This window comes from Planctomycetia bacterium (assembly GCA_016795155.1).
Classification (GTDB): Bacteria; Planctomycetota; Planctomycetia; order Gemmatales; family HRBIN36; genus JAEUIE01.
Genome location: JAEUIE010000059.1, coordinates 1 through 21,885, shown reverse-complemented (window position 1 = coordinate 21,885; position 21,885 = coordinate 1). Strand labels below are relative to the sequence as shown.

18 protein-coding genes are annotated in these 21,885 nt (G+C 48.9%); 7 read left to right on the top strand and 11 right to left on the bottom strand.

Translation table 11 applies throughout. The features are described from left to right. Nucleotide 1: 1 nt before the first annotated feature. The 4 genes from JNJ77_20645 to JNJ77_20630 all read right to left on the bottom strand — a co-directional run bounded on the left by JNJ77_20645 (nt 2) and on the right by JNJ77_20630 (nt 8,072). Nucleotides 2–2,998, bottom strand: a complete 2,997-nt coding sequence (locus JNJ77_20645) for a c-type cytochrome (protein MBL8825009.1) — start codon at nt 2,996–2,998, stop codon at nt 2–4. A gap of 112 nt (nt 2,999–3,110) precedes the next feature. Continuing rightward, entirely contained in the window at nt 3,111–4,643 is a 1,533-nt protein-coding gene (locus tag JNJ77_20640) for a PQQ-binding-like beta-propeller repeat protein (GenBank protein ID MBL8825008.1), read from the bottom strand. Between the two features lie 48 nt (nt 4,644–4,691). Continuing rightward, nucleotides 4,692–7,019 carry a PQQ-like beta-propeller repeat protein gene (locus tag JNJ77_20635; GenBank protein ID MBL8825007.1) on the bottom strand — a complete coding sequence of 776 codons (2,328 nt, stop codon included), beginning with the start codon at nt 7,017–7,019 and terminating at the stop codon, nt 4,692–4,694. Nucleotides 7,020–7,142: 123 nt separating this feature from the next. Next, a complete protein-coding gene (locus JNJ77_20630) occupies nt 7,143–8,072 on the bottom strand; it encodes a hypothetical protein (protein MBL8825006.1) in 930 nt (309 codons plus the stop codon). Between JNJ77_20630 and JNJ77_20625 the strand changes: the two genes are divergently transcribed. Both JNJ77_20625 and JNJ77_20620 read left to right on the top strand, forming a co-directional pair. Beyond that, the gene (locus JNJ77_20625) at nt 8,006–8,491 is read left to right on the top strand and encodes a histidine triad nucleotide-binding protein (protein ID MBL8825005.1); all 486 of its coding nucleotides are present in this window, start codon (nt 8,006–8,008) and stop codon (nt 8,489–8,491) included. The genes JNJ77_20630 and JNJ77_20625 overlap by 67 nt on opposite strands. A gap of 41 nt (nt 8,492–8,532) precedes the next feature. Beyond that, nucleotides 8,533–9,321: a PIG-L family deacetylase gene (locus tag JNJ77_20620; GenBank protein ID MBL8825004.1), complete on the top strand. Its 789-nt coding sequence runs from the start codon at nt 8,533–8,535 to the stop codon at nt 9,319–9,321. Here the strand turns inward: JNJ77_20620 and JNJ77_20615 are convergent. After that, nucleotides 9,318–10,355, bottom strand: coding sequence for a zinc-binding alcohol dehydrogenase (locus tag JNJ77_20615; GenBank protein ID MBL8825003.1), 1,038 nt, complete (start codon nt 10,353–10,355; stop codon nt 9,318–9,320). The two genes, JNJ77_20620 and JNJ77_20615, sit on opposite strands and share 4 nt — an antisense overlap. Before the next feature lie 150 nt (nt 10,356–10,505). Between JNJ77_20615 and JNJ77_20610 the strand changes: the two genes are divergently transcribed. Continuing rightward, the gene (locus tag JNJ77_20610) at nt 10,506–11,531 is read left to right on the top strand and encodes a hypothetical protein (protein MBL8825002.1); all 1,026 of its coding nucleotides are present in this window, start codon (nt 10,506–10,508) and stop codon (nt 11,529–11,531) included. Here the strand turns inward: JNJ77_20610 and JNJ77_20605 are convergent. Then, nucleotides 11,507–12,931 (bottom strand): phosphotransferase, encoded by a 1,425-nt coding sequence (locus JNJ77_20605; GenBank protein ID MBL8825001.1) that lies wholly within the window; start codon nt 12,929–12,931, stop codon nt 11,507–11,509. The two genes, JNJ77_20610 and JNJ77_20605, sit on opposite strands and share 25 nt — an antisense overlap. Nucleotides 12,932–13,109: 178 nt before the next feature. On the opposite strand from JNJ77_20605, the gene JNJ77_20600 reads away from it, so the two are divergent. Further along, nucleotides 13,110–15,176 (top strand): alpha-1,4-glucan--maltose-1-phosphate maltosyltransferase, encoded by a 2,067-nt coding sequence (locus tag JNJ77_20600; GenBank protein MBL8825000.1) that lies wholly within the window; start codon nt 13,110–13,112, stop codon nt 15,174–15,176. Here JNJ77_20600 and JNJ77_20595 read toward each other — a convergent pair. Then, nucleotides 15,173–15,835 carry a hypothetical protein gene (locus tag JNJ77_20595; protein MBL8824999.1) on the bottom strand — a complete coding sequence of 221 codons (663 nt, stop codon included), beginning with the start codon at nt 15,833–15,835 and terminating at the stop codon, nt 15,173–15,175. The genes JNJ77_20600 and JNJ77_20595 overlap by 4 nt on opposite strands. 56 nt (nt 15,836–15,891) lie before the next feature. On the opposite strand from JNJ77_20595, the gene JNJ77_20590 reads away from it, so the two are divergent. The 3 genes from JNJ77_20590 (at nt 15,892) to JNJ77_20580 (ending at nt 18,078) form a co-directional block, all read left to right on the top strand. Then, a complete protein-coding gene (locus JNJ77_20590) occupies nt 15,892–16,323 on the top strand; it encodes a YkgJ family cysteine cluster protein (GenBank protein MBL8824998.1) in 432 nt (143 codons plus the stop codon). Then, nucleotides 16,320–16,766: a hypothetical protein gene (locus JNJ77_20585; protein ID MBL8824997.1), complete on the top strand. Its 447-nt coding sequence runs from the start codon at nt 16,320–16,322 to the stop codon at nt 16,764–16,766. Before JNJ77_20590 ends, JNJ77_20585 begins: the two co-directional genes overlap by 4 nt. A 70-nt stretch (nt 16,767–16,836) precedes the next feature. Next, nucleotides 16,837–18,078 (top strand): insulinase family protein, encoded by a 1,242-nt coding sequence (locus JNJ77_20580; protein MBL8824996.1) that lies wholly within the window; start codon nt 16,837–16,839, stop codon nt 18,076–18,078. Nucleotides 18,079–18,081: 3 nt separating this feature from the next. Here the strand turns inward: JNJ77_20580 and JNJ77_20575 are convergent, their stop codons facing one another. The 4 genes from JNJ77_20575 to JNJ77_20560 all read right to left on the bottom strand — a co-directional run bounded on the left by JNJ77_20575 (nt 18,082) and on the right by JNJ77_20560 (nt 21,677). After that, nucleotides 18,082–18,516, bottom strand: a complete 435-nt coding sequence (locus tag JNJ77_20575) for a TIGR03067 domain-containing protein (GenBank protein MBL8824995.1) — start codon at nt 18,514–18,516, stop codon at nt 18,082–18,084. Further along, entirely contained in the window at nt 18,513–19,658 is a 1,146-nt protein-coding gene (rsgA, locus tag JNJ77_20570; GenBank protein MBL8824994.1) for a ribosome small subunit-dependent GTPase A, read from the bottom strand. Before rsgA ends, JNJ77_20575 begins: the two co-directional genes overlap by 4 nt. A gap of 92 nt (nt 19,659–19,750) precedes the next feature. Further along, complete coding sequence (locus JNJ77_20565) at nt 19,751–20,671, bottom strand: PAS domain S-box protein (protein ID MBL8824993.1); 921 nt, start codon at nt 20,669–20,671, stop codon at nt 19,751–19,753. 85 nt (nt 20,672–20,756) lie between these two features. Further along, nucleotides 20,757–21,677, bottom strand: a complete 921-nt coding sequence (locus JNJ77_20560) for an SMP-30/gluconolactonase/LRE family protein (GenBank protein ID MBL8824992.1) — start codon at nt 21,675–21,677, stop codon at nt 20,757–20,759. Nucleotides 21,678–21,885 lie beyond the last annotated feature (208 nt).

Sequence of the window (21,885 nt, the reverse complement as noted above, 5' to 3'; positions counted from 1 at the left end):
GCTATTTAGCCACGCGTTGTGAGAGCAGATACGCCAGAAGATCATTGAGTTCTTCCGGCTTCAGTTGCGTATCAAAAGTGGCAGGCATGGGTGAAAGATTAGTGATCTTGCTTTCCTCCACGTCGTTCTTGTCAAATTTCTGTTCCTTGCCTTGTGCATCAACCATGACGACAATGTTGCCTTCTTCGCGTACTTTAAGACCGTTGAGTGTTCTGCCATCTTTCAGCACAACCACGGTTGCCCGGAAGGCCTGATCGACATTGCGGTTAGGGTCAAGAATATCTTCCAGCAGTCGCTCAACACCGCGAATACCCACGCCATCGAGTTGCGGGCCTACTTTGGCGCCTTCATTGGCAAGCTGATGACAGTTGAAGCAATGCTGTTTGAATAATGCTGCGCCACGCGTAGCGTTTGGTTTGCTGGTTGTAAATTGGCTGCTACGCTGGGCAACAAGTTCGGCCAGCTTGATATCTGCCGGTGGCAGCCCCTGAGTCAGCCTGGCGTAGCGTTCACGAAAATCCTGACGGTTGTGATTCATAATGCGGGACTGCACTGAAGTAGTCAGCAGGATAGCTGGCGGAACTTTGCCTTTCTCAACAACCTGCAAAAGAGCGTCAGCACCTGGTGGAGTGTTGGCCAGTGTGTAGGCAATGACATTGGCCAGCCTGCTGGGTACCACGAGAAGTGCTGCAAACAACTGTTCACGCACCGCAGGTTTGTTCAGCCCGGCAGCCAGGCTGGCTGCCTTCTCACGCACTTCGGCAGGTAAATCGGTTTGTGTGATATAAGCAATCAGAAGTGATTCAGCCTTGCTAGCATCCAGCGCGGAAAGGGCATTGACTGCTGCAGAACGCTGAGCTGCAGGTAACTTGGCTTGCTGTACGACATTCGCCAGTGTGTCAAACTGATCAGTCAGCCTGGCGTTGGTGCATAGATCAATGCCTAATTGCACCATGCCCGGCTCAGTATGTTGACACAGACTAGTTACAAATTTCTGGGCATCATACCTGATTTCGCCCGGTATGGGTTTACCTGCTTCACGCAGCCCCTGAATCTCTGCTTGCAGAAAGGCAGTGTACTGCGGCAGTTGTGATCCATAGCGTTTACCAAGTTTATGAATGTCGGTACTATGGTCGGATGCGTAGCGAGATGCGTGTGCTGCCAAAGGTGGGAGAAGATTTGACCAATCGCTGGCTTGCTGAAGACACTGTAACGCCAGTTTGCCACCCGTTGCACTGGCGATTCCTAATGTGATGTCCCGCAGTTGCTGAGTATCTGGTGGCGAGAGTCCAGCGATGCTCTCCTGCGGAATTCGGGCAAGCATGTTGCGGAGAGCAATACGGATGGTATGGATCAGATGCGTGTCTTCTTTTGATGCCGCCTGGCGAGCATTCAACAGGGCTTGCAGAATTTCTTCATGGTAGTGTGATTGCAGTCCAAGTGTTTCCGCTGCCTGCCGCTGTACAAATGGGGAATCGGCTTTCAGTTTGGAAACAACCAATTTCAATTCACTTTCGCTAAGATCAGCATTCTCGGCCATCATTCGCAAAGCATGTGTCTGCACTTTCGCATCACCTTCCGACAATGCCTTGTGCAGTTCATCCTTTTCGAGTGCCCTTAATCGATGCTGAGCCCAGAGGTATATGGCATGTTCATCTGGGTTTCGTGGCTTAAAGCCCAATCGCTTGAACGCTGATGCGTTTTCCTTTCCACGTTCAACTGCCACGTTCAGTGCCTGCATGCGAATAGCGATATTAGGATGGGAGAAGGCTTCCAAAACAGTGTTAGCACTTCTTTCCAGCAGGTTGCCACCTTCGGGCGCTGGCGTTGCCTTTGCATCATCGCCCTTGTAAACGATGCGCCAGATTCGCCCACGGGTACGGTCACGACCAGGATGTGTCAGGGGTACTTCATAATGCCCGATGATGCGATTGTAAAAATCTGCAATGTAGATGCAGCCATCAGGACCTATGGTCATGTACACCGGTCGATACCAGGGATCATCACTGGTAATGAAATCGGGTTGTATAACTGCGACAGGCGTTGAGCCTTTGAATTCCAGTTTGTCGTGATTGATACGGCAGGTCACCACATTGCAGACGAACATGGTATCCCGGTAAGCCTTGGGGTAAGCATCAGCATCGTAATAAATAATGCCGCAAAGGCCGGTGGAATCGTGCAGATGCCCCATCATGTTGGGACCATAGCCCAACCCATCGTGAGGTTTGCCAAAACTGTCGTAACAGGTGCCGCGAATCAGTTGTGTCATAGGTTTAGTATGACAATCAGCGCTGTAGAGGTTGCCCATCGCGTCAAAGCAGAGTCCAAACGGATTCACCTGGCCTTTGGTATAAATCTCTGCATGGCTTCCATCCGTTTTAAAACGAAAGACGTTGCCTGAATTCATTTTGAGTACCTGGCCATCGCTGCCCTGGGTTGCAGAATCATTAGCATAGCCATGGCAGGCATAAACCCAGCCGTCGTAACCCATGGTGAAACTGTTGATCATGCCGTGGGTATCGCGAAAGCCGAAGCCACCGTACAGTTTCTTCCTGCTTTGATAAAGAGATGTGACTGGACCCTGGAAAAAATCCAGGCTGTTAATGCTGAAAACCAGCGCTCCATCTTTCTGTGGCAGAACGCCCATGGGGATGTTCAGATCTTTGGCAAAGGTGTGAATTTTCCGGGCTTTGCCATCGGGTGCAATGTCTTCGAGAACATGAACCATGTCTCGCCCAACTCGCCCTTGTGCCGGGAACGGGTATTCCAGTGAGGAAGTAACCCAGAGTCTTCCCTTGGCATCAAACGCCAAGTTCATGGGCTTGGCAATATCGGGTTCGCTGGCTACCAGTTGAGCTTCAAAGCCTGGCGGCAACTTGAAGAGTTTCTTTTCTTCTTCAGGCGACTTGGCCTCAGTATTGGCTACCAGAGGTGGCTCTTGTGCATTGAGATATAAGGGGATGGCAACAACAATGCAAGGCCAGAGATATCGATGCATAGGTTTTCAAAGCGCTGAGGTTAAAGGGAGGCAAGGCAAGACTAGTATCATGACGTAAAAAAAGAGCCAAGACAATCAGAATCGTCCTGGCTCGTTTAATTGTTGTTAAAGTCTACTTCTGCTTGATGGCGTACAGCCTGTTTTTGGTCATTACATAGAGAACGCCATCGGCAACAACAGGGGTACTCAGCACTGAGCCTTTCATGTCATTCTTGGAAAGGAGTTTCAGTTCCTTGCCCTCTGCGAAAACGAGAATGTCCCCTTCTTCGGTGCCAACATACACTTTGCCATCCACCACATAGCACGATCCCCAGATGTTGCTCAGGGTATCGTGTGTCCAGTAGTGCTGGCCGGTGTTGGCATCAAAACAACTGACGAAGCCATGCAGCGTGCAGATGTACATCAACCCGTTATGCACTGCGGCAGTTGACATGCTGCGATGCCATTTGAGTTCACCATCTTCTTTCGTGCCACCATAATGCCAGACCAGGCCGCTGCCTTTGTTCTCTGGCGCTTTGGGGTCGAAATTATCATTTTTAGGAGAAATATCGCCAGTCTTACCTGCGGGATCAATGCACCACATATGGCCTACGCCGTCGCCATGTTCAGGGTCCTGGCCGATAGCCAGATAAACTTTGCCTTCGTAGACAACCGGTGTTCCAATGATCTCATTCTTGGTTCCTTTGCCACCCAGTTTGTACACAGTGTTCTTGGGATTGCAATCGAACTTCCATAGCAGTTTGCCGTTGGTCGGATCAAATGCATACATCCAACTGTCGCCACCACAGAAAATGACCTGCGGCACACCGCCGATGACGGCATAACAGGGATTGGACCATTGGCCATGCAGAATCTTGTCGCCAGGCAGATTGCTCGACCAGATGACTTTGCCTGTCTTTTTATCAATGCCCAGAAAGCTTGGGGCTTGTGGCGAGGGAATGTTCTCATGGGATTCATCATGACCATTGCCGGTAATGATCATGAGGATATCACCCGCCAGCAGTGGTGAACACGATGCCATGTTATGCTGAAAAACTGCCAATTCCTTCATCATGTCGAGTCGCCAGACAATATCGCCGTGCTCGACGCCTTTGTATTGCTCGTCCTTCACGCCGACGTTGCCTGCACTTAATCCCTCTGTTGTGGCACATATTACTTCGCCACGATTGCTGACATAATAGACTTTGTCGCCTTCCACCAGCGGTGAAGAGCAGACACCTTGTTCCATCCAATCGTTGACGCGGCCAGCAGGCAGTTTGTCGTGGACAATCTGCCAGAGGAAACGACCATCGCTGGTACGGAAGCACATGAGGTTGCCACGGTCACCTTTGATAGCCGGATCGCGAGGATTGCCATTGTTGGTGCCTAGGAAAACCTTGCCCCCTGAAATTACCGGATTGCCGTACGATTGCGAACCCAGTTCAGCAAACCAGAGTACATTCTTGTTCTTATCAACATCCCATTCGGCAGGGATACCCTTGTCGATGTGATTCACCATGTTTCGGTCAGGTGTGCCGCCATACATCGGCCAGCTTTTCGGAGCAAAGCTGAAATCGCTTCCCGGCTTTTTGGGTGCACTGTCTTCAGCCAGACTGATGCCCAACACAGCCAGACATGATGTACTAATGAGTAGCTTACGCAGCATAAAACAGATCCTCTGAATCAACATCTGCAGGAGAGCAGATGGTTTAACTTATGGTTTGGTAGAACTGACCGAGTTAGGAACGACTTTGACATTGTCGAAGAAAGTTTCAGTGCCGACGCCCTGGCCACTAGTAGGAATAGCAGTGGAATAGGCATACAGCGCCGGTGCACCGTTGCGATTCGGACTGGGGTCTTCCAGGCGGATCGTCCATTCGGCTGGTTCAGGCATGTTCTTGGGCCAAACCTTACCTTCACAGATTGCCTTATCGCCCTGTTGGGAAACCTTGAACTTGAAGCTGTACCATTGCCCAGGCTTGCAGGTGAAATCCATGATGGTTTCAACACGTCGTCGTGCTTCCCACGAGCGTAATTGCAGTTTCTGTTTGGTGCCATCGATCGTCAGGGAATAGCGGCAATTGGCAAGGCCCATATCAGGCATATTGACTACTTTGTTTTCTTCTTTAGCTGTTCCCATGATGTCTGCCGAGATGGTGTAGTCGCTCATTTCGGGCAGTCCAATATAGCCATAGGCACGGGCCAGCAATGGGTTGGCATTATTCGCCAGTTTCTTCATGACGCGAGTGCCATCAGGCAATGCCAGTGTTCTGAATTTACCTGCCAGATTGATCCAGCCGGTGGGAATACGGTCTAGATCAACCTGCTCGAAATCTTCCTCGAAAGGCAAAACAGGAGCAACTCGCACGCGGCCTTTGGCAGTCAGCACTTTGTCGCCAACTTTGATGCTGGCTTGAACCACGCCTGATTGTGCCTTGACCGATGGAGAAACTATCACTTCGCCATCTTTGGAAACCGATGCCATGAGTGCTGGAATCGGAGCAGCATTTGGTGGGCTGTTCGGTGGTGGTGGAGCAGTAGGCAACGTCCATTCATCAGCGTTCTGCTCGCCAATAAATATGCCATGTGAGTCATATAGTCTGACTTTCACATTGAACTTTTGTCCGGGATGAACGGTAATATCACCCGGCGTAACCAGTGCATAGGTCGCTGGTCCTGGAGTGGGCTTAGGCGTCTGTGCTGTAGGATCTGGAGTGGCAGGCGTTACCGGGGGCTTCTCACGCGACTTGCCAACACAATAAATGTTATCGGTATCGGCAAAGTACAACCGGCCATTGGAAACCGCTGGAGTACTGTTTACTTCCACCAGGGTTCCACCTGGTCCAGCTGGAATGCGGGTTGAACTGAGCTTTTCGCATTTATCTTTACCCAGACGGAAACAATGCCAGGTAGAGCTTACTTCACCTACATAAAACTTGCCATCAACCAGAAGTGGCGAACCCTTGGTGTTACGGCCGTACTTGTGTTGGAAAATTTCATTCCCAGTAGCAGCATCCAGGCAAATGAGTTTGGCAAGGTTATCGACTACATAGAGCCTGCCATCATGGAGGACTGGTGAGCCAAAACCGGAAAGAATACCAGTCTTTTTCCAAACGATCCTGGGTTTGCCATCAGCTTCGGTTTTGGAAGCATCAACACATAAGACGGTGCCTTGAACATTGGTACCGAAATTCTCTTCGCTCTGGCAGAAATAAACATAACCCTTGGCATGGTCTGCCACGGGAGAAACATTAACTCCACGTGGTGTCAAAGGCATGGTCCATACTTTTTCACCCGTCGCTGCCTTCAATGCATGTATGCCACCATCGCCACCTCCGGCAACAACGAGTTTCGTGCCGTTGACAACTACGGCAATGGGTACCGAGTATGTGGTATCGGCAGGTGGGCCACCTGGTTCTGACCACCAGCGAGGAACTCCAGTCTTCTTGTCGAATGCAGCAAAACGAAATCCACCGCGACCATTATCACCCCAGCTTGATTGAACCATGTGGATAATCACCAGGTCATCAATCACCGTGGGTGATGAAGTTCTTCCACCATAACCGCTGACGCGGCCATATTCTTCGGTTAGCGAGTGTTGCCAGACGATCTTTCCGTCTTCACTGAAGCAGGTGAGCAGTCCCTGAGTCCCGTGAGTATAAACATTTCCAGTTTCAGCATCAGCACAAGGCACAGCCCAGCCAACGCGGTTGGTTACAATGTCAGTCAGGAAGACGTTGAAACGGTGCTCCCACAAAATCTTACCCGTCTCTGCATCCATGCAGGTTACTCGCTCCTGTTCATTGACTTTATCAGGATTCACGCTGCCAATGAGGTACACCTTGCCTCGGCTGACCACCGGTGCAGAACGGCTTCCAACCGGTTGCGTCCAGATGACGTTTTTCCCTTTGGGGTTCCAATCATCGGGCAAATCCTTGTCAGCTCCAACGCCATTCATGGTTGGACCACGCCAGTGGGTCCAATCTTCAGCGAATGAGAAACTGGTCAGGAAGAAGATGCTGAGTATGACAGAAACGCGCATGTCACAACCTTTGCGGGTGGGAATTCAGGCGGGAGAGGAGAATCGTCCCTTCCTGAAATCGTATGCGCGATCAGAGTGTTGAACAAGGGAAGTATGAGAGTAAGTCTTTGAATGAAAAAGCGATTAGCGTTCACGCCACCAGTCGTTGACAATGAATTGATGACTTTTGCGTATAGGTTCAATGTCATTCCAGAATCGAGTAGCGTCGACTGGATAGCCTGCTGTCGGCTTGAGATTGGGTAACAGAGCAACAAACCAGGCATTGAATTGCATCATCATCAACTCACGCCAATATTTGCTGAGCATGGAGGCCAGAGCGACAGAAAAGCTCTGTTGATCTGCCTGCACCATGAACTGAATCGTGATACGATCATCAACCTGATAGCGACTGCATTGGGTTGTTTCAGAAATGATGGCCAGTTTGCTGTTCGGAAACCACAGCCTGATTTGGTTCAAATAGTGCTGCCTGCCCCCCAGGCGATCAATGGTAATCTGCACCGGTTTATTTGCAGGCAATTTGGCAAGTAATTCACTGATGCACGTTAAAGGCACAGCGGCCTTGGAATCAAACTCTTTCGTGAGTTGATTAAACTGCCTGGGCATGACGACGCAGCTTTGCAACTGCTCAAGTTTGATTCCAAGTTGTGCCAGAGTGCCTTGCAGTAAAGCCTGGCTGGATACACTTACGGCTCCAAAGGGCAATGTTTGCGATAATTGAAGATAAGGTTCATGTTGAACTGATTGAAGCGTGCTGATGCATACCGACTCCCATAGTTGGGAGAAATCCAATGTCTGATTATCTTTAAGTTGAATAAAAGGCCAGATGTTCTTTTCGAGCACACCAATTCCAACACTGGGTGAATAGACCTGTTTGGAATCATCTACTACCAGCCTGCCATCCGCTTTCTGGTTAGCTTTGCGTACAGCCGGTTGCATGGCTTTCCATAAATCGTTCGTGACGCCATCCGGCACCGAGAACATGGCAGATGACATCACAAACGGACCAAGATTGGGCCCATAGCCTGCTTCGTCAATTCCCATGTACCAGGTCATGCTCATCCTTGTGCTGGAAGAATCGATGCGGTGCTGTACATTGTCAGCAGGTGTTTTATGACAGGAGCTTGCATGTGCTTCCAGTAAATATCTTCCAGAAGATTATTAATCGAGAAATACCTGCCAAGATTATTCATGAAGATGATATCAGCCTGGCGTTTCATGACATCAACGCCCAGGCACCTGTCCATGTATTGATCATTCCCAAAAAGGTCATCAGAACACATGATGACATCGGCGTGGAAGATCAAGCAACCTTGGGGCATCTCCACCTGGTAGCACAAAAACTGGCCAGGCAATTAAATCTAACAGAAGGTTATCGCCTGGTGCTGAATTGCAAAGAGCAGGCAGGCCAAACCGTGCCTCATCTTCATATGCACCTGCTGGGTGGACGCGATCTCGCGTGGCCTCCCGGTTAATTACCAGTTGTAACAATCCCAGCCATTAAGGCACACCACATATGATTCCTGATCATGCTCCTCAGTCAATTGATGTTCTTGCAGTGGCGCCGCATCCGGATGATCTTGAAATAACCTGTGGCGGAGCGTTGGCCAAGCTGGTTCAGCAGGGCAAAACCGTTGCCATGCTTGACTTGACCTCAGGTGAACCAACGCCGCGGGGCACGTTTGAATTGCGGCAGCAGGAAGCTGAAGCAGCCAGAGTAGCCTTAGGTGTTCCGTATCGGTTTAATCTCAACTTGCCGAACCGTGTGTTGATGGACAGTCCGGAAAATCGTTTTGCCCTTGGTACGGCGTTTCGAAAACTACGACCATCGGTAGTTATCGTGATGGCAGGAAGAACTCCAGCAGCTTCTCCTGACCATCACCAGGGTCACATGCTGGTGGAAGCCTCACGCTTTTATTCGCAATTGACCAAATGGGATGATCGATTTGCTGGCACTTCGCCGTACCGTGTTCCACACCTTGTATATGCAGTGATCCCCTTTGATGCTGAACAACGGCAATGGCATGGCAGCTTTATACTTGATGTCAGTGATGTCTATGAAAAGAAACTGGCATCTATTCGCTGCTACGGTTCCCAGTTTGACGAGCCGCGATTGAAGAAACTGGAGCACTTCCTCAAAGCTCACAATGCCTATCTGGGAGGCAGATGTGGTTTCATGTACGGTGAGCAATATGCATTGCCAACACCAATTGGTTCAAAAGACTTTATGACAACAGTGCAGGGCGGTGCGGCCAGTTCTGCCCCGGTGCAGTTACCCGGGAAAGACCATTTACCGTTGGGTTAAAGGCTCAGATTCCAACGAACGCCCACACCAAGATATTCCTGCTTATTATTGAGCAATCCATCATAGGCCTTGCCCAGTTCTTCCGGTGTAATTTCGTGAGTGATCAGCCCATTGGTGGTAATGCGTTTTTGCGCCATGCTGGCCAATAACCAGTTTTCTGCCTTATCAATATTCCACGCGCCTGCCAGTCTGTGGTGGGATGGTTCAAATAACATGTTGCCGTGCGCCCCGGTTACTTCGATGTAACGGCGATGAAGATCGTCGTAGAAATTGACGTCGTTGACCTTGCCTCGTGGACTGCCCACGATTATCACCTGCCCGGCATCGCAAGCCAGGCTCATGGCTTGCGGAATGACATCAGGCACACCAGTGGCATCGGCAACAATTTCTGCTCCTCGAAGGCCGGTGATCGATTGCAAAGTTGGTAACACATTTCCTTGTGAAGGATCAATAACAGCATCAGCTCCACCCTGCATGGCTGCATCACGGCGCATTTTTACTGCATCAATGCCAATGACTGGAAATGCTCCAGCAGCTTTCAGACATCGCAATGTCCATTGACCAATAACACCCAGCCCCATGACTGCTGCAGAGCGACCCAGAGTTAAACCTGCGCGAATACTTCCCCCCATGCCATAACGCGCCACACACGACCAGGCAGCGGTCTGGAAATCCAGATTGTCAGGCAGTTTCCACCACCGGCCACGCTCATGGCCAAGAGTCAGAAGTTCAGCAGAAGCATGATTACCGGGGTAGGCAATGCGATCTCCAGCCTTCAGACCTGAAATATCTGAGCCAACGGCTCGAATAACTCCTGCAGCACTGTAACCCGGTTTAAAGGGGAACTTCCAGTCCGTCATGCGAGGATCCAGCAGCCACTGATGTTTACCCGTATAAACGGCCAATTCGGTACCTGCACTGATGACGGAATAGGCAGTTTCTACCAATATCTGATTGCTTTGTGGCAACTCCAGCGTGACACTACGAACAGCAGTTTGAAAGGGTGCAGAGATAATGGCTTGAAGCGACTGCATGACGTAAACCTGTAGGTAATTGTCTGGAAATGGATTGTTCTCTGTATCTTATTATTACGATGAGACAGAGAATGATCTGCATGAACTTCATTTTCCAATCCGGGTCAGGCGGGAAACGCTCGCTCGGGATTAATTCAAAGGGAGACCGTGATGAAACTGGTGTGTCCCCATTGTGCCAAAGTAATAGAAATCAGCGAGTCATTAGCTGGACAGACGACGCAATGTACCCTGTGCCAGGGACCGTTAACCGTGCCCTTCGCAAGTGCTGGCACTACGCCACCGAAAGCAGTGGAGCCACCGTCGCCAGCAACACCTGCTCCGTTGCCACCACCGCCACCTGCACCGGTCACGCCTGATCCCTTGGGAAACACCACCGCCTGGACACCGCCATCAGCGAGCACGGTACCGCCTGTGCCACCCGCAGCAAATCAGAATACTGCTTCGGTTGCTGGCAAAGCAACTGGTTTCCTGAAACGCATTCTGCAAAAACCACTTCCTGAAGCGTTTTTCAATGGATTCGGATTGGGAATTCTCTTTGTGCTTTTCATTCTCTTCTTTTTCCCCTGGGTAGGTATCTACATGGGGAATATCACATTGGCGGAACAAAGCGGTATGGGTGTTGCTTTCGGATATGCATCCAAAACGCCTGAAACTGATTTGATGGTGAAATCACTCTCCAGTGCACCGCTGATGATTCTGGCATTCTTCGCCTGCCTGGCAGGGTTCCTCTTGCTGATGGTTCAACTGGTTGACCGCTATGTCACCTCACCCGTGGTACAAAACTACAAACCCACCATTCAAAAGCTGGCAAGTCATCAGGATACCATTGTCAGCATACTCCTGATTATTACTACATTGGCTTTTATAGCATACTGGTTGTTTTTCTCTTTCTCGCTGGAACAGGCTGCCTGGAGTGACAAAGCCAACGATACCATGCTGATGGCACTGAAACTAAAAACGGAAGGCATCGAGAAAGTAACTTCTGCTGATATGGTCCCCATGCAATGGCTGCAACGGCATGGCTGGTTCAAACTCGGCATGCTGCTGTCTTTGATTGCCTTACTTGTCAGTGGCTGCCACTGGCTGTCAACGCGAGGCTACACTACGAACTGGCCGAAACTGGTATTACTCTGGCCGGGCGATCGAATCACTCATGAAAATGCACGGAGCAGTTGATTGGCGCCTTGCAGTGGAACACTAAGCCAATCGGGACGAGAAATCAGTTCGTATTCGATTTCATAGAGTGCTTTCTCCAATAACAGAACAGGCAGCCATGCAATCATGGCTGCCTGTTGTTTTGGATCCATGGCTTTCTGGTAACCATCAAGAAATGCATTACTGAGTTGTTGAGCTATTGCAGCATCAACTGCTGTACCATTTTTCATCGTCGAATAGTTAATGGCGTAATCGATTGACCGAAGCATTCCCGCTACATCGCGCCATTGTAAATCTTTACTTCGACGTTCAGCAAGAGAACGAAGTGGTTCTCCTTCGAAATCAATGATGAGCCAGTCGTTATCGGTTCGTAGTACCTGACCCAGATGATAATCGCCGTGAATTCGCTGGATAGTCAGGTTCGTATGAGTTGGAATGTTGAATGGCCGTAATAATGCGCACCCAGCAAGCTGCTTAAAATCAGCAACCAATACTTTGGTCTTTTGATCAGTAGTACGAAAATGACTTAGTATCCGAACAGTATTCTGCAGGTTAAGGGTGAGTTGTTCTATACGAAAAGCCGCTTGCTCCTGAGTGTAGCTTTCAGTTGAGAATGATGGATTGTCTGTTGGCAAACTGAGGCATTGATGTAATTCGGCGGTTCGCTCTCCCAAAAGATTCAATGAAGCCATGCAGTCATGGGGTTTAGAATATTTCTGCAATTCTTCCAGTAACCACTCCCAGCCATTTCCCTGATTCGGTACCAATGGTGAAACCAACGAGACGTTTGCAAATCCATTTTGAACTGCGATGGATGCGCCTGCCAGTAACGGGATGGAATGCTTGAACTTCCTGGCCGTCAGTTCCTGGCCCATTTCTTCTTCGGGTTGTACGCCAGACTGAACAATACGAATCGCCTTCATGAAATACTGATCGCCAAGCTGAATAGAGGTGTTGCTTTGTTCGGAATGATGCAGTTGAACCCGATCCACTTTATTCAAGGATACATTCCGCCATGTCTGCAGATCGGGATCAGATGGAGTGGCATCACTTGCAAGTCGATCGAAAAACCATCTCGAAAATGCAGGCCAAGACCAGGCATCATATAGGTAACCAGCTTGAGCACCTTTCCATTGTGCAATAGGCTTGCTCTGGCAAATCGCTGCATCAGGCAACAACACCAGTGGCAGTTGGTAATAGCGCCCATCGGCTGTGGGTGATTCATACAGATACCACCAGACGAGTTGATTTTCGACTTCAACTGGAAAAACGTTGTGAACGCGGACAGTGCCTGAAACAACGTGCTTTTCCAGGAACCATCGCTGTGCATTCATCCATCGCCACAAAATTCTTGATAAGCGATTTGGAAGTGCGCGCTGTCCGATATTTTCCCACAATCCATACCAGGTAAAGTGAGCCATTCGATGAGTATCAACTGTTCTCATAATGGCGTCGGGCAGAAGTAACGACGGTGGTTTTGATAAATATGTCAGATGTATGATATTCCACTTATCCCTGTCGTGCCCACAAGATAAAATCAGATTCAATAGCGAGCAATACTCTGAGGTCAGAATGATTCATTTGTCAGCAACGCCGACGATGCAGCGGCTGAATGAAGATCGCATTCGTTTTGCAGATGTGCAGCCTTCGGTCGATGGTGGAAAGTATCCCGTCAAGCGTTTGCTCGGTGATGCTGTAGATATTAAAGCGACAATCTTCCGTGATGGTACGGATGTCATTGGGGCAGCTATCCGGTATCATCATGAGGCAACTCGTGAATACAAACATGCTACGTTGAAAAATCTTGGTAATGATCTGTGGCAAGGTCATTTCATTGTTGATCAGCTTGGAACGTATCAATTCTCGCTGGTCGCCTGGACAGATGTATTTGCCACCTGGCAGGATCTGGTACGTCGAAAATGGAAGGCAGGCGATTATCAACTACGTGTGGATTTTCAGGAAGGTGCAACCTTGTTGCGTGATCTTGCTGACAGGGTGCCTCGTGGCGCACCGCGTGTTCCGTTGATGCAGGCAGCACTTCTCCTGGGTGATCCGCACCATTCCTTTGAAGAATCCATTGCGGTAGCGCTAAACCCAGTCTTTACCGAAATCAGCCAGGCATATCCTGATCATGCAAGAATGGTATCAACCCGCCAGGTTTTTCTCATTGAAGTTGATCCGGTGTATGCCGGCTTCGGGGCCTGGTATGAATTATTTCCGCGATCACAATCGCTGATTCCCGGCAAGCATGGCACGTTGCGTGATGTTTTGCGTCGATTGCCTGAACTGCGTGAAATGGGGTTTGATGTAGTTTACCTGCCACCTATTCATCCCATTGGGCTGACCAATCGAAAAGGGAAGAATAACTCACCTGATGCTGAGCCCGACGATGTGGGTTCTCCCTGGGCAATCGGAAACTGGCAGGGCGGTCACGATGCAATCGAACCGGCCTTAGGAACGCTGGATGATTTTCGCATGCTCATGGGGGTTGCCCAGGCACATCAGATAGAAATCGCACTTGATTTTGCACTGAATTGTTCTCCTGATCATCCCTATGTTCAGGAATGCCCGCAGTGGTTCAAACACAGACCTGATGGCACCATTGCTTACGCAGAAAACCCGCCCAAGAAATATCAGGATGTCTTCCCTCTGAATTTTGATACCCCCGATTGGCCTGCACTCTGGCAGGAAATACTTCGCATCGTTCAGTTCTGGGTCGATCAAGGTGTCCGATTGTTTCGTGTTGATAATCCTCATACCAAGCCGGTTGGCATGTGGGAATGGTTGATCAATCAGGTCAAACGCAAACATCCAGATGTGGTGTTCCTTTCCGAGGCTTTCACCAGGCCTGCCATGATGAAAGAACTGGCTAAAATCGGTTTTGGCCAGAGTTACACCTATTTCACTTGGAAAAATACCAGGACGGAGCTGGCAGAATACCTGACTGAATTGACAACGACCGAAATGGTTGAATATTTCAGGCCAAACTTTTTCGTTAACACACCGGATATCCTGCATGCCTATCTGCAAAAGGGAGGCAAAGGATCTTTTGCAGTTCGCTTCATTCTGGCAAGCCTGTTGTCACCACTTTATGGAATGTACAGCGGTTTTGAATTTTACGAGAACAAACCCGTTCAAGAGGGTAGTGAAGAATATCACGATTCGGAAAAGTACGAAATCAAACAGCGACCTGTGAACATGGCAGGCAGCTTGAAACCCCTAATCAAACTGATTAACCAGGCCAGGCGTACACATCCTGCCTTGCAGCAATTCCGCAACCTGAAACTGCATGAAGTGGATAATAAGCACTTATTCTGTTTCAGTAAATCAACCAGCGACTTTAGTGATCGCATCATAGTCGTGGTCAATCTTGACCCCTTGCACCCTCACGAGGGATTCGTTGAACTCGATATGCAGTACTTGGGATTAAAGAGCGATCAGACATTTCTGGTGCATGATCTGATAACCAATCAATCGTGGAACTGGAAGGGGCCAAAAAACTACGTGCGACTCGATCCGCAGATTTCGGTAGCACATATCTTCGTAGTCCGAGTGCCCATTCTGAAGGAAATCAGGATTGATTCTTCTACGATTGATAAAAATGCAATCCATGCATCCAATCGACACCAGGAGCAATTAAACGACGACTCGCTGGTAGAGCTTTAACGAACAGCATTGGCCTTTGCAACACTTGGATTGGAAGCCTGGTTGAAGATTCGCGATTCCAGCAGTGCGAAGATGCTGAAGAATACCAAAGCGAAAATGCCATCACTTAAAAACTGATTCTTGAAGAAAGGGAGCCCCATTTCATAGCAACGAATCAACCCTGCCCAGGTGGGTGGATAGTAGAAAGTTCCCGCTGCAGGTGTTGATTGAGTCCAAACCAGGAAGTTGCTGATCAAAAAGAACAGGATAGAGCCGGTAAGTGATAATCCAATTCCAGTCATGATCGTCTTGAATCGGCTGAGCTTGAACCATCTTAGAATCAATCCAAGCTGTGCAAGTAACAGAAAGAAGCTGTAAGTTACCAATCGTCCTGTAAGCGACGAGGCGGGCAATTGTCGCGATTGCAGAATGATTTGAATGATGAGATCACTGATGACAAGACCCGTCAATGGAATTGCATAGCCTAGCCACAGGTATCGTGACTTGCTTACACCCACCAGGAATAATGGCAGAATGGCATTGGCTCCCCAGAGGCAAAACAGCCAGCCTTTATACTCCTCGCTCCAGTAATAAGGTAACAGACGGAATGCAGAACCAATCAGTGTCAAAACACAAAGCTGCAGAAGAGTACGATTCGCCAGTGTACGTTCAGCATTCATGGGTTGGTGGTTCCCGTAGATTCCATTTCGTGTACCATAGATTATGAGGAAAGCGGATGGAACATCAAGCGAAGTTTGAGAAACCCTGGTACGAAGACGGCTTGCGATTTTCGTGCACTCGTTGTGGCAATTGCTGTCGAGGGCCGGGATATGTCTGGGTCGATGATGCGGAAGTCGAGTTACTCGCCAATCATTTTGAACTGAGTTATGATCAGTTCTGCAAAATGTACACTCGAAAAATCGGCAAGAACCGCAGTCTACGCGACCAGGCCAACGAAGATTGCATTTTCTTCGATCAGCAGTCCGGTTGTCTCGTCTACAATGTCAGGCCAATACAATGCCGCACCTGGCCATTCTGGCCCCGCAACCTGCAATCTCCCGAAGATTGGAAGACAACACAGAAGCGATGTCCGGGCAGCGATCATGGTGAGTTATTTACCCTGGAGCAGATTACTTCCAGATTGCAGCAAATGAAGAAATCGAAATGAGAAAAATAAGCGATCTAACTTTAAAGGAACGGACAAGACTGCAGCAGCAGGTCTTAAAACTGTACGACTCGGCAGATGAAGAGATTCATTCGCATAAGCCAGTCTGCCTTGCAAGTGGTAAATGCTGTCGCTTTGCCGAATATGGCCACACGCTTTTCCTTTCCAATCTCGAAGCAGAGGTGCTTTTGCAGCATGCACCGTCTTTCTCGACACCCACGGATGCATCATTCTGTCCGTTTCAGGTCGAGAAGCTCTGTAATGCAAGGGAATATCGGCCTCTGGGCTGTCGCGTTTATTTTTGTGATCCCAATTATGCTGGAAAAGCAGAACCCATCACTGAGCACTTCCTGGCACAATTGAAATCGATTTCGGAAGAAGAGCAAGTGCAATGGCAGTATGCTCCACTGCATCGATTTCTTGATGCACGGTCTCCTGATTTATGATGGTCTGTATGCGAAATCAGTACGTGTTATAATAAGATGATTACTTTCGATCCTGGTATGCGAGCACATGATTCAATTTCATCATCAACGGCTGGCAAATGGTCTTCAGGTTATTGGCGAAACCAATTCCGGCGCAAAATCGGTGGCTCTCGGTTTCTTTGTCAAAACTGGAGCACGGGATGAGTCACCCGAACTGGCTGGCGTCTCCCATTTCCTTGAACACATGGTTTTCAAGGGAACCCCACGCCGCACATCACTCGATGTCAATCGTGAGTTTGATGCCATCGGCGCCAACCACAATGCTTACACCAGCGAAGAGAATACAGTTTTCTATGCAGCCCTATTGCCTGAATACCTGCCACAGGCCGTAGACATTCTGGCAGATATCCTGCGCCCCAGTCTGCGCACCGACGATTTTGACATGGAAAAGAAGGTGATCCTCGAAGAAATCAGCATGTACGAAGATCAGCCTATGTGGTCGGCGTACGATGCTTCCAAAAGCCTGTTTTTTCAGAAACATCCTCTGGGAAATCGTGTCCTGGGAACGAATGAAACAGTTTCAGCACTAACCAGCCAGCAAATGAGAGATTATTTCAACTCCAGGTATGTTGCCTCCAATATTTCAGTCGTGGCAGCAGGGCAGTTTGACTTTCAGAAGCTGTACCAGTTGGTCGAAGAACGCTGTGCCCAGTGGGAGAATGGTCCAACTCCACGCGACATACCTGCAATAGGTTCGCCATCTGAATTACAGGTTATCCGCAAGGAAAAAGTAACGCAGGAACATTTGATGTTCTGGATGGGAGGGCCGCCTGCATCCTCTGAATTACGCTATGCAGCAGAAGTGTTGGCTGGTGCTATTGGAGATGATACCGGCAGCAGGCTCTATTGGTCATTGATCGATCCAGGGCATGCGGATTCTGTTGATTTCTCCTATCACGAGTACCAGGGCGCTGGCGCCAACCTCGGGTATTGTGGCGGCGATCCTGACCAGGCTGCTGCGAATCTCAAGCGTTATCTCGATGTGCTGCGCGAAGTTCAACAGAACGGCATCACGGAAAAAGAAATGAACCTCGCTCGGGCCAAACTGGCATCGCGGGTCATTCGAGGCAACGAACGACCCATGGGGCGCATGAGCAGTGTCAGCTTCAACTGGAATTATCTCAATGAGTATCGCACTGCTGACGATGAACTGGCATCGATCGATGCTGTTACTCTCAAATCCATACGCATCTTGCTTGATACTTATCCCATTGATAAGCCAACGGTTCTTGCCTATGGGCCGTTGGAATCGACTAATATCAAGATAGACTAAACGCTATTTTTTGGCACGTTTCAGCGCTATCAGCGTCGTGCCATCTTTGCTTTGAAATGCATTTGGCCGCTGACTTCCTGGTTCAGCGAAGCAAAGCTGCAGTTCATCGCCTTCAAGTCGATAGATGCCCAGCGACATGAACGACTTGGATTTGATCTGTATCGTCATGTCCATGGTTTTGGGATTAGTCAGTACATTGATCAGGAATGGTCGTTCATCGGGCTTATTGTCAGATCGCAGTACAGCTTTGCCTTTGGCATCCAGCAGCTTGATGAATTGGCCATCAAATACATACTGATAGCCTTTGAGCCGTGAAGAAAAATCTTTGCCGTCAGTTTCCGAGCGGACTACATGCCAGGTTCCATTCAGTTTTTGCACTTCCTGAGCAATGGAATCCTGGGGCAACAGGCAACACATTGAAAGTAGAACCAACATCATTCTGACCACTCCTGAGATTCCGTTCCCTGATAGATGCCACAATAACTGTAATATCGTTGTGGATCAATCCATCCTTCTTCCACTGCCTGCTTCACAGCACAATTTTCTTCCTGAAGATGAGAGCAGCCTGGAAAACCACACGCTGTCACAAATGGACGAAATTCAGGAAAATGCCCATCAAGCTCAGGTGGAACGACATTCCACAAATCGAATTGTCTGATCCCAGGCGTATCAACAACCCATCCACCAAAGTGGAGTTTAATCAACTCAGCAGTCGTGGTAGTGTGCTTGCCCTTCTGGTTTGTTTCGCTCACCTCGCGTACCAGCAATTCCAGACCGGGCTGAATGGCATTCAGCAAAGATGTCTTTCCAACACCACTTTGTCCTGAAAAAACGGTCTGGCAGTCTTTAAGCAGGTCTTTTAGTTCTTCAATTCCCGTGTGAGTCGTCGCGCTGGTCAGGATGGTGGGTATGCCAAGTTGCCTGTACAACCCCAGGATTGATTGAAAATCAGCCTGGTTAACCAAGTCAGCTTTGTTGAGGCAGATGACGGGTTTAAGTTGCCCCATAGATGCTGCGACAAGATACCGATCAATTAAATGAGGCTTCAAATATGGCTCAGCCAGTGCTGCAACAATAACAAGCTGATCGACATTGGCGACCAGCACATGTTCACGCTTCCACGATTTTCTGGTCAGTATTCCATATCGCGGTTCAATTTTCTCGATGACGCCTTCTTGATTGGCGGCTGTTTGTATCCAGACTTTATCACCCGTCGTCACCACGTTGCGTTCATCAATGGACAGGTTTTTCAATACACGACGTACGGTACACCGATATTCCGTGCCATCTTCAGTCATGATAACGTTTTGCAGGCCATGGACCCTGACTACTCTGCCAAGCTGACACTGTGATACATCAATCGAAGGCATGATGGTATCGTCAGGCTGCGAGTCACCATCTGTCTTCTGATCTGTGATAATCGTTCTCTTGCGAGATAAATCACCCTTGGCACGTATGCGTTCAGTGGAATGGTAATTTTGATCGGAATCCTCCCTGAAATCGCGAGTCCAGCCTTTTTCTCGTGGTGGCTTCGATCGATTCTTTCGCAGGTCAACTCGTATTTTCTTGGGGTCAGCCATTCAAGTTCTTTAATGCGATGTATTATTTTATGATGTATGCGGTAATGCACGAAGTGGTAGGCAGTGCCTTAAATAATCTGTAATTGCTGCCGTTATATTGCTTGCGAACTTTCAACAGTGACCGATAGTAATGACGAATCATGAAAGGAATGCGATTTATCCTTGCTTCTTTCCCGTATCACAAACAAACATTTTTGGCCAAAGGAAGCGCGTAGCCCGATCAGGTGAAGTTGGCCGTTACGAGTTCGGATCGTCGTAAAAACTTCATGCTTGCCTTGCTGCAATGCCTGTAATGCTTCCTCGCCGTCGAGCACAATTTTTTTCAGATGTTGTTGATGATTCTTGATGGGTGGGGGAACAAAGTAGTCTTTCAGATTCTGCATGGCAGAATTCTGCGATGAACTGCCGAACAATTTCTCTGCAGCAGGGTTCATGGTTTTTATCTGGTATTGTTCATCGGTAATCAGCATGGCAATGGGAGATTCACGCAGCACATGGGCAAAGACATCGCCTCGATGCTTGGTATGATGGTACGTGGAAACCATTTGTGACAAGCTGCCCAGCAGTAGCGTTTTGTCATCGGCATCAGGCAGATCGAATTCATACATGTCAGAATTAATGGGCCTGCCATGCGTGATGGCTACCAGTATAGCGCCTACTTTGTCGAGGTTATCACGCATCTGCCGGCGACGTTCCGATAGCTTCTGTGAGACTACCAGCAATGCCTGATAAATAGGATCAAAAGGTACGGCAGATTGCTGCAGCGGTTCGACGATAGCCTGGTCGTTTTCCTTGCCTGATTGAATTGCATTAATAATTGTTTTGGCGTGGCGCTCCAGTTTCACCATGCGCGATGAATAAATCAGCCAGACAACGATTGAGATGCACGATGTGGTGTACGTTATCAAGAGCGTATTTTGCAGTTCATCGTTGCCTTGCAAGAACAACAGCCCGGTTACCGCAACGGGTATGAAAAGCAGCAGCGTTATCAGGTAACGGATGGCGTTGTGCACGGATGGATCTGGAGCAGCATAGTTATGGGCAAACAACCATAGCTCACAACTCTACGTTATTCAAATAGGCCCCACATTGCCCATGCTACCATGTGAACCGCTGTACACGATGATTCTCGCTGTCGAGAACAAAAACCTGGCCCGATCGACTGACACACGATCCCCAAGGCTGAAATAAACATCCCGGATTTCTGCCTGGCTTCCCCCAGATTCCAAGGCTCTTGCCATCCATGGTAAACCTCTGAACACGATTCTGCCCCCATTCGGTAATGCAGATTTCGTTCTGAGTGCCGATGGTTACATCGTAAGGATACTGTAATTGACCTGGTTCACTGCCATGATTTCCAATGGTTCGCAATGGTTTTCCATGGAGATCAAACACCTGGATACGGTGGTTGCACGAATCTGCAACGAACAACTCATTGGCCTCACTAATAGCCAATCCACGTGGTCTGCTGAACTGACCAGTTTCAGTCCCATGGCTTCCCCAGGATGAAATCAGTTTACCTTCAGGAGTCAGCTTTCTGATACGATCCTGCTCCTCATTACCGAATTCGCTGATATACCAGTTGCCTTCCCTGTCTTCGACAATGTCGCCAATATACTGGAAAGGCCCCAGCGCTGTACTGTCGCCAGTAATGGTTTTGAGCAGTTGTCCGGTCGGCGAATAACAGAGAATACGTTGATAATGTGAATCAGCAACCAGCAATTGTTGTAACTTCGACGACCAGGCTAGTCCTGCCGGTCTGCCATTCTCGATAGAAGGTGTATTCCAGTTTCTTAAAGGTTTGCCATTCAGGTCAAATGCCTGAATGCGGCCTGCAAAATCAACGATGTAGAGTTCCTCATTGCCAGCAGAGTCTTTACCGATGGTAACGGCGCGAGGCTTGATGAAATCACCAGGCCGAATGCCGCGCTTGCCCCAGACAAGATCGGGCTCCTGGTTGGATGAAGAGCAGCCTGCAGCTAGGTTCGAGAAAATCAGCAGCAGAATAGAAAATCTCATAAAGCCCATCATATATGTTGCTCATGGTGGATACAGCCAGGTTTCCGTTTGAATATTTCGATAAATATCTAAGAGCATCTAACAAAATGAGCTAGTGCTTCTCGTCCAGTCAGGCTATAAGTTTGGCGAGCAAGGAGCACTGCTATGGCCAAACCGATTTTGGATGATCAACTCTGGGCATTGATTGAACCATTGTTACCGGTTCCCA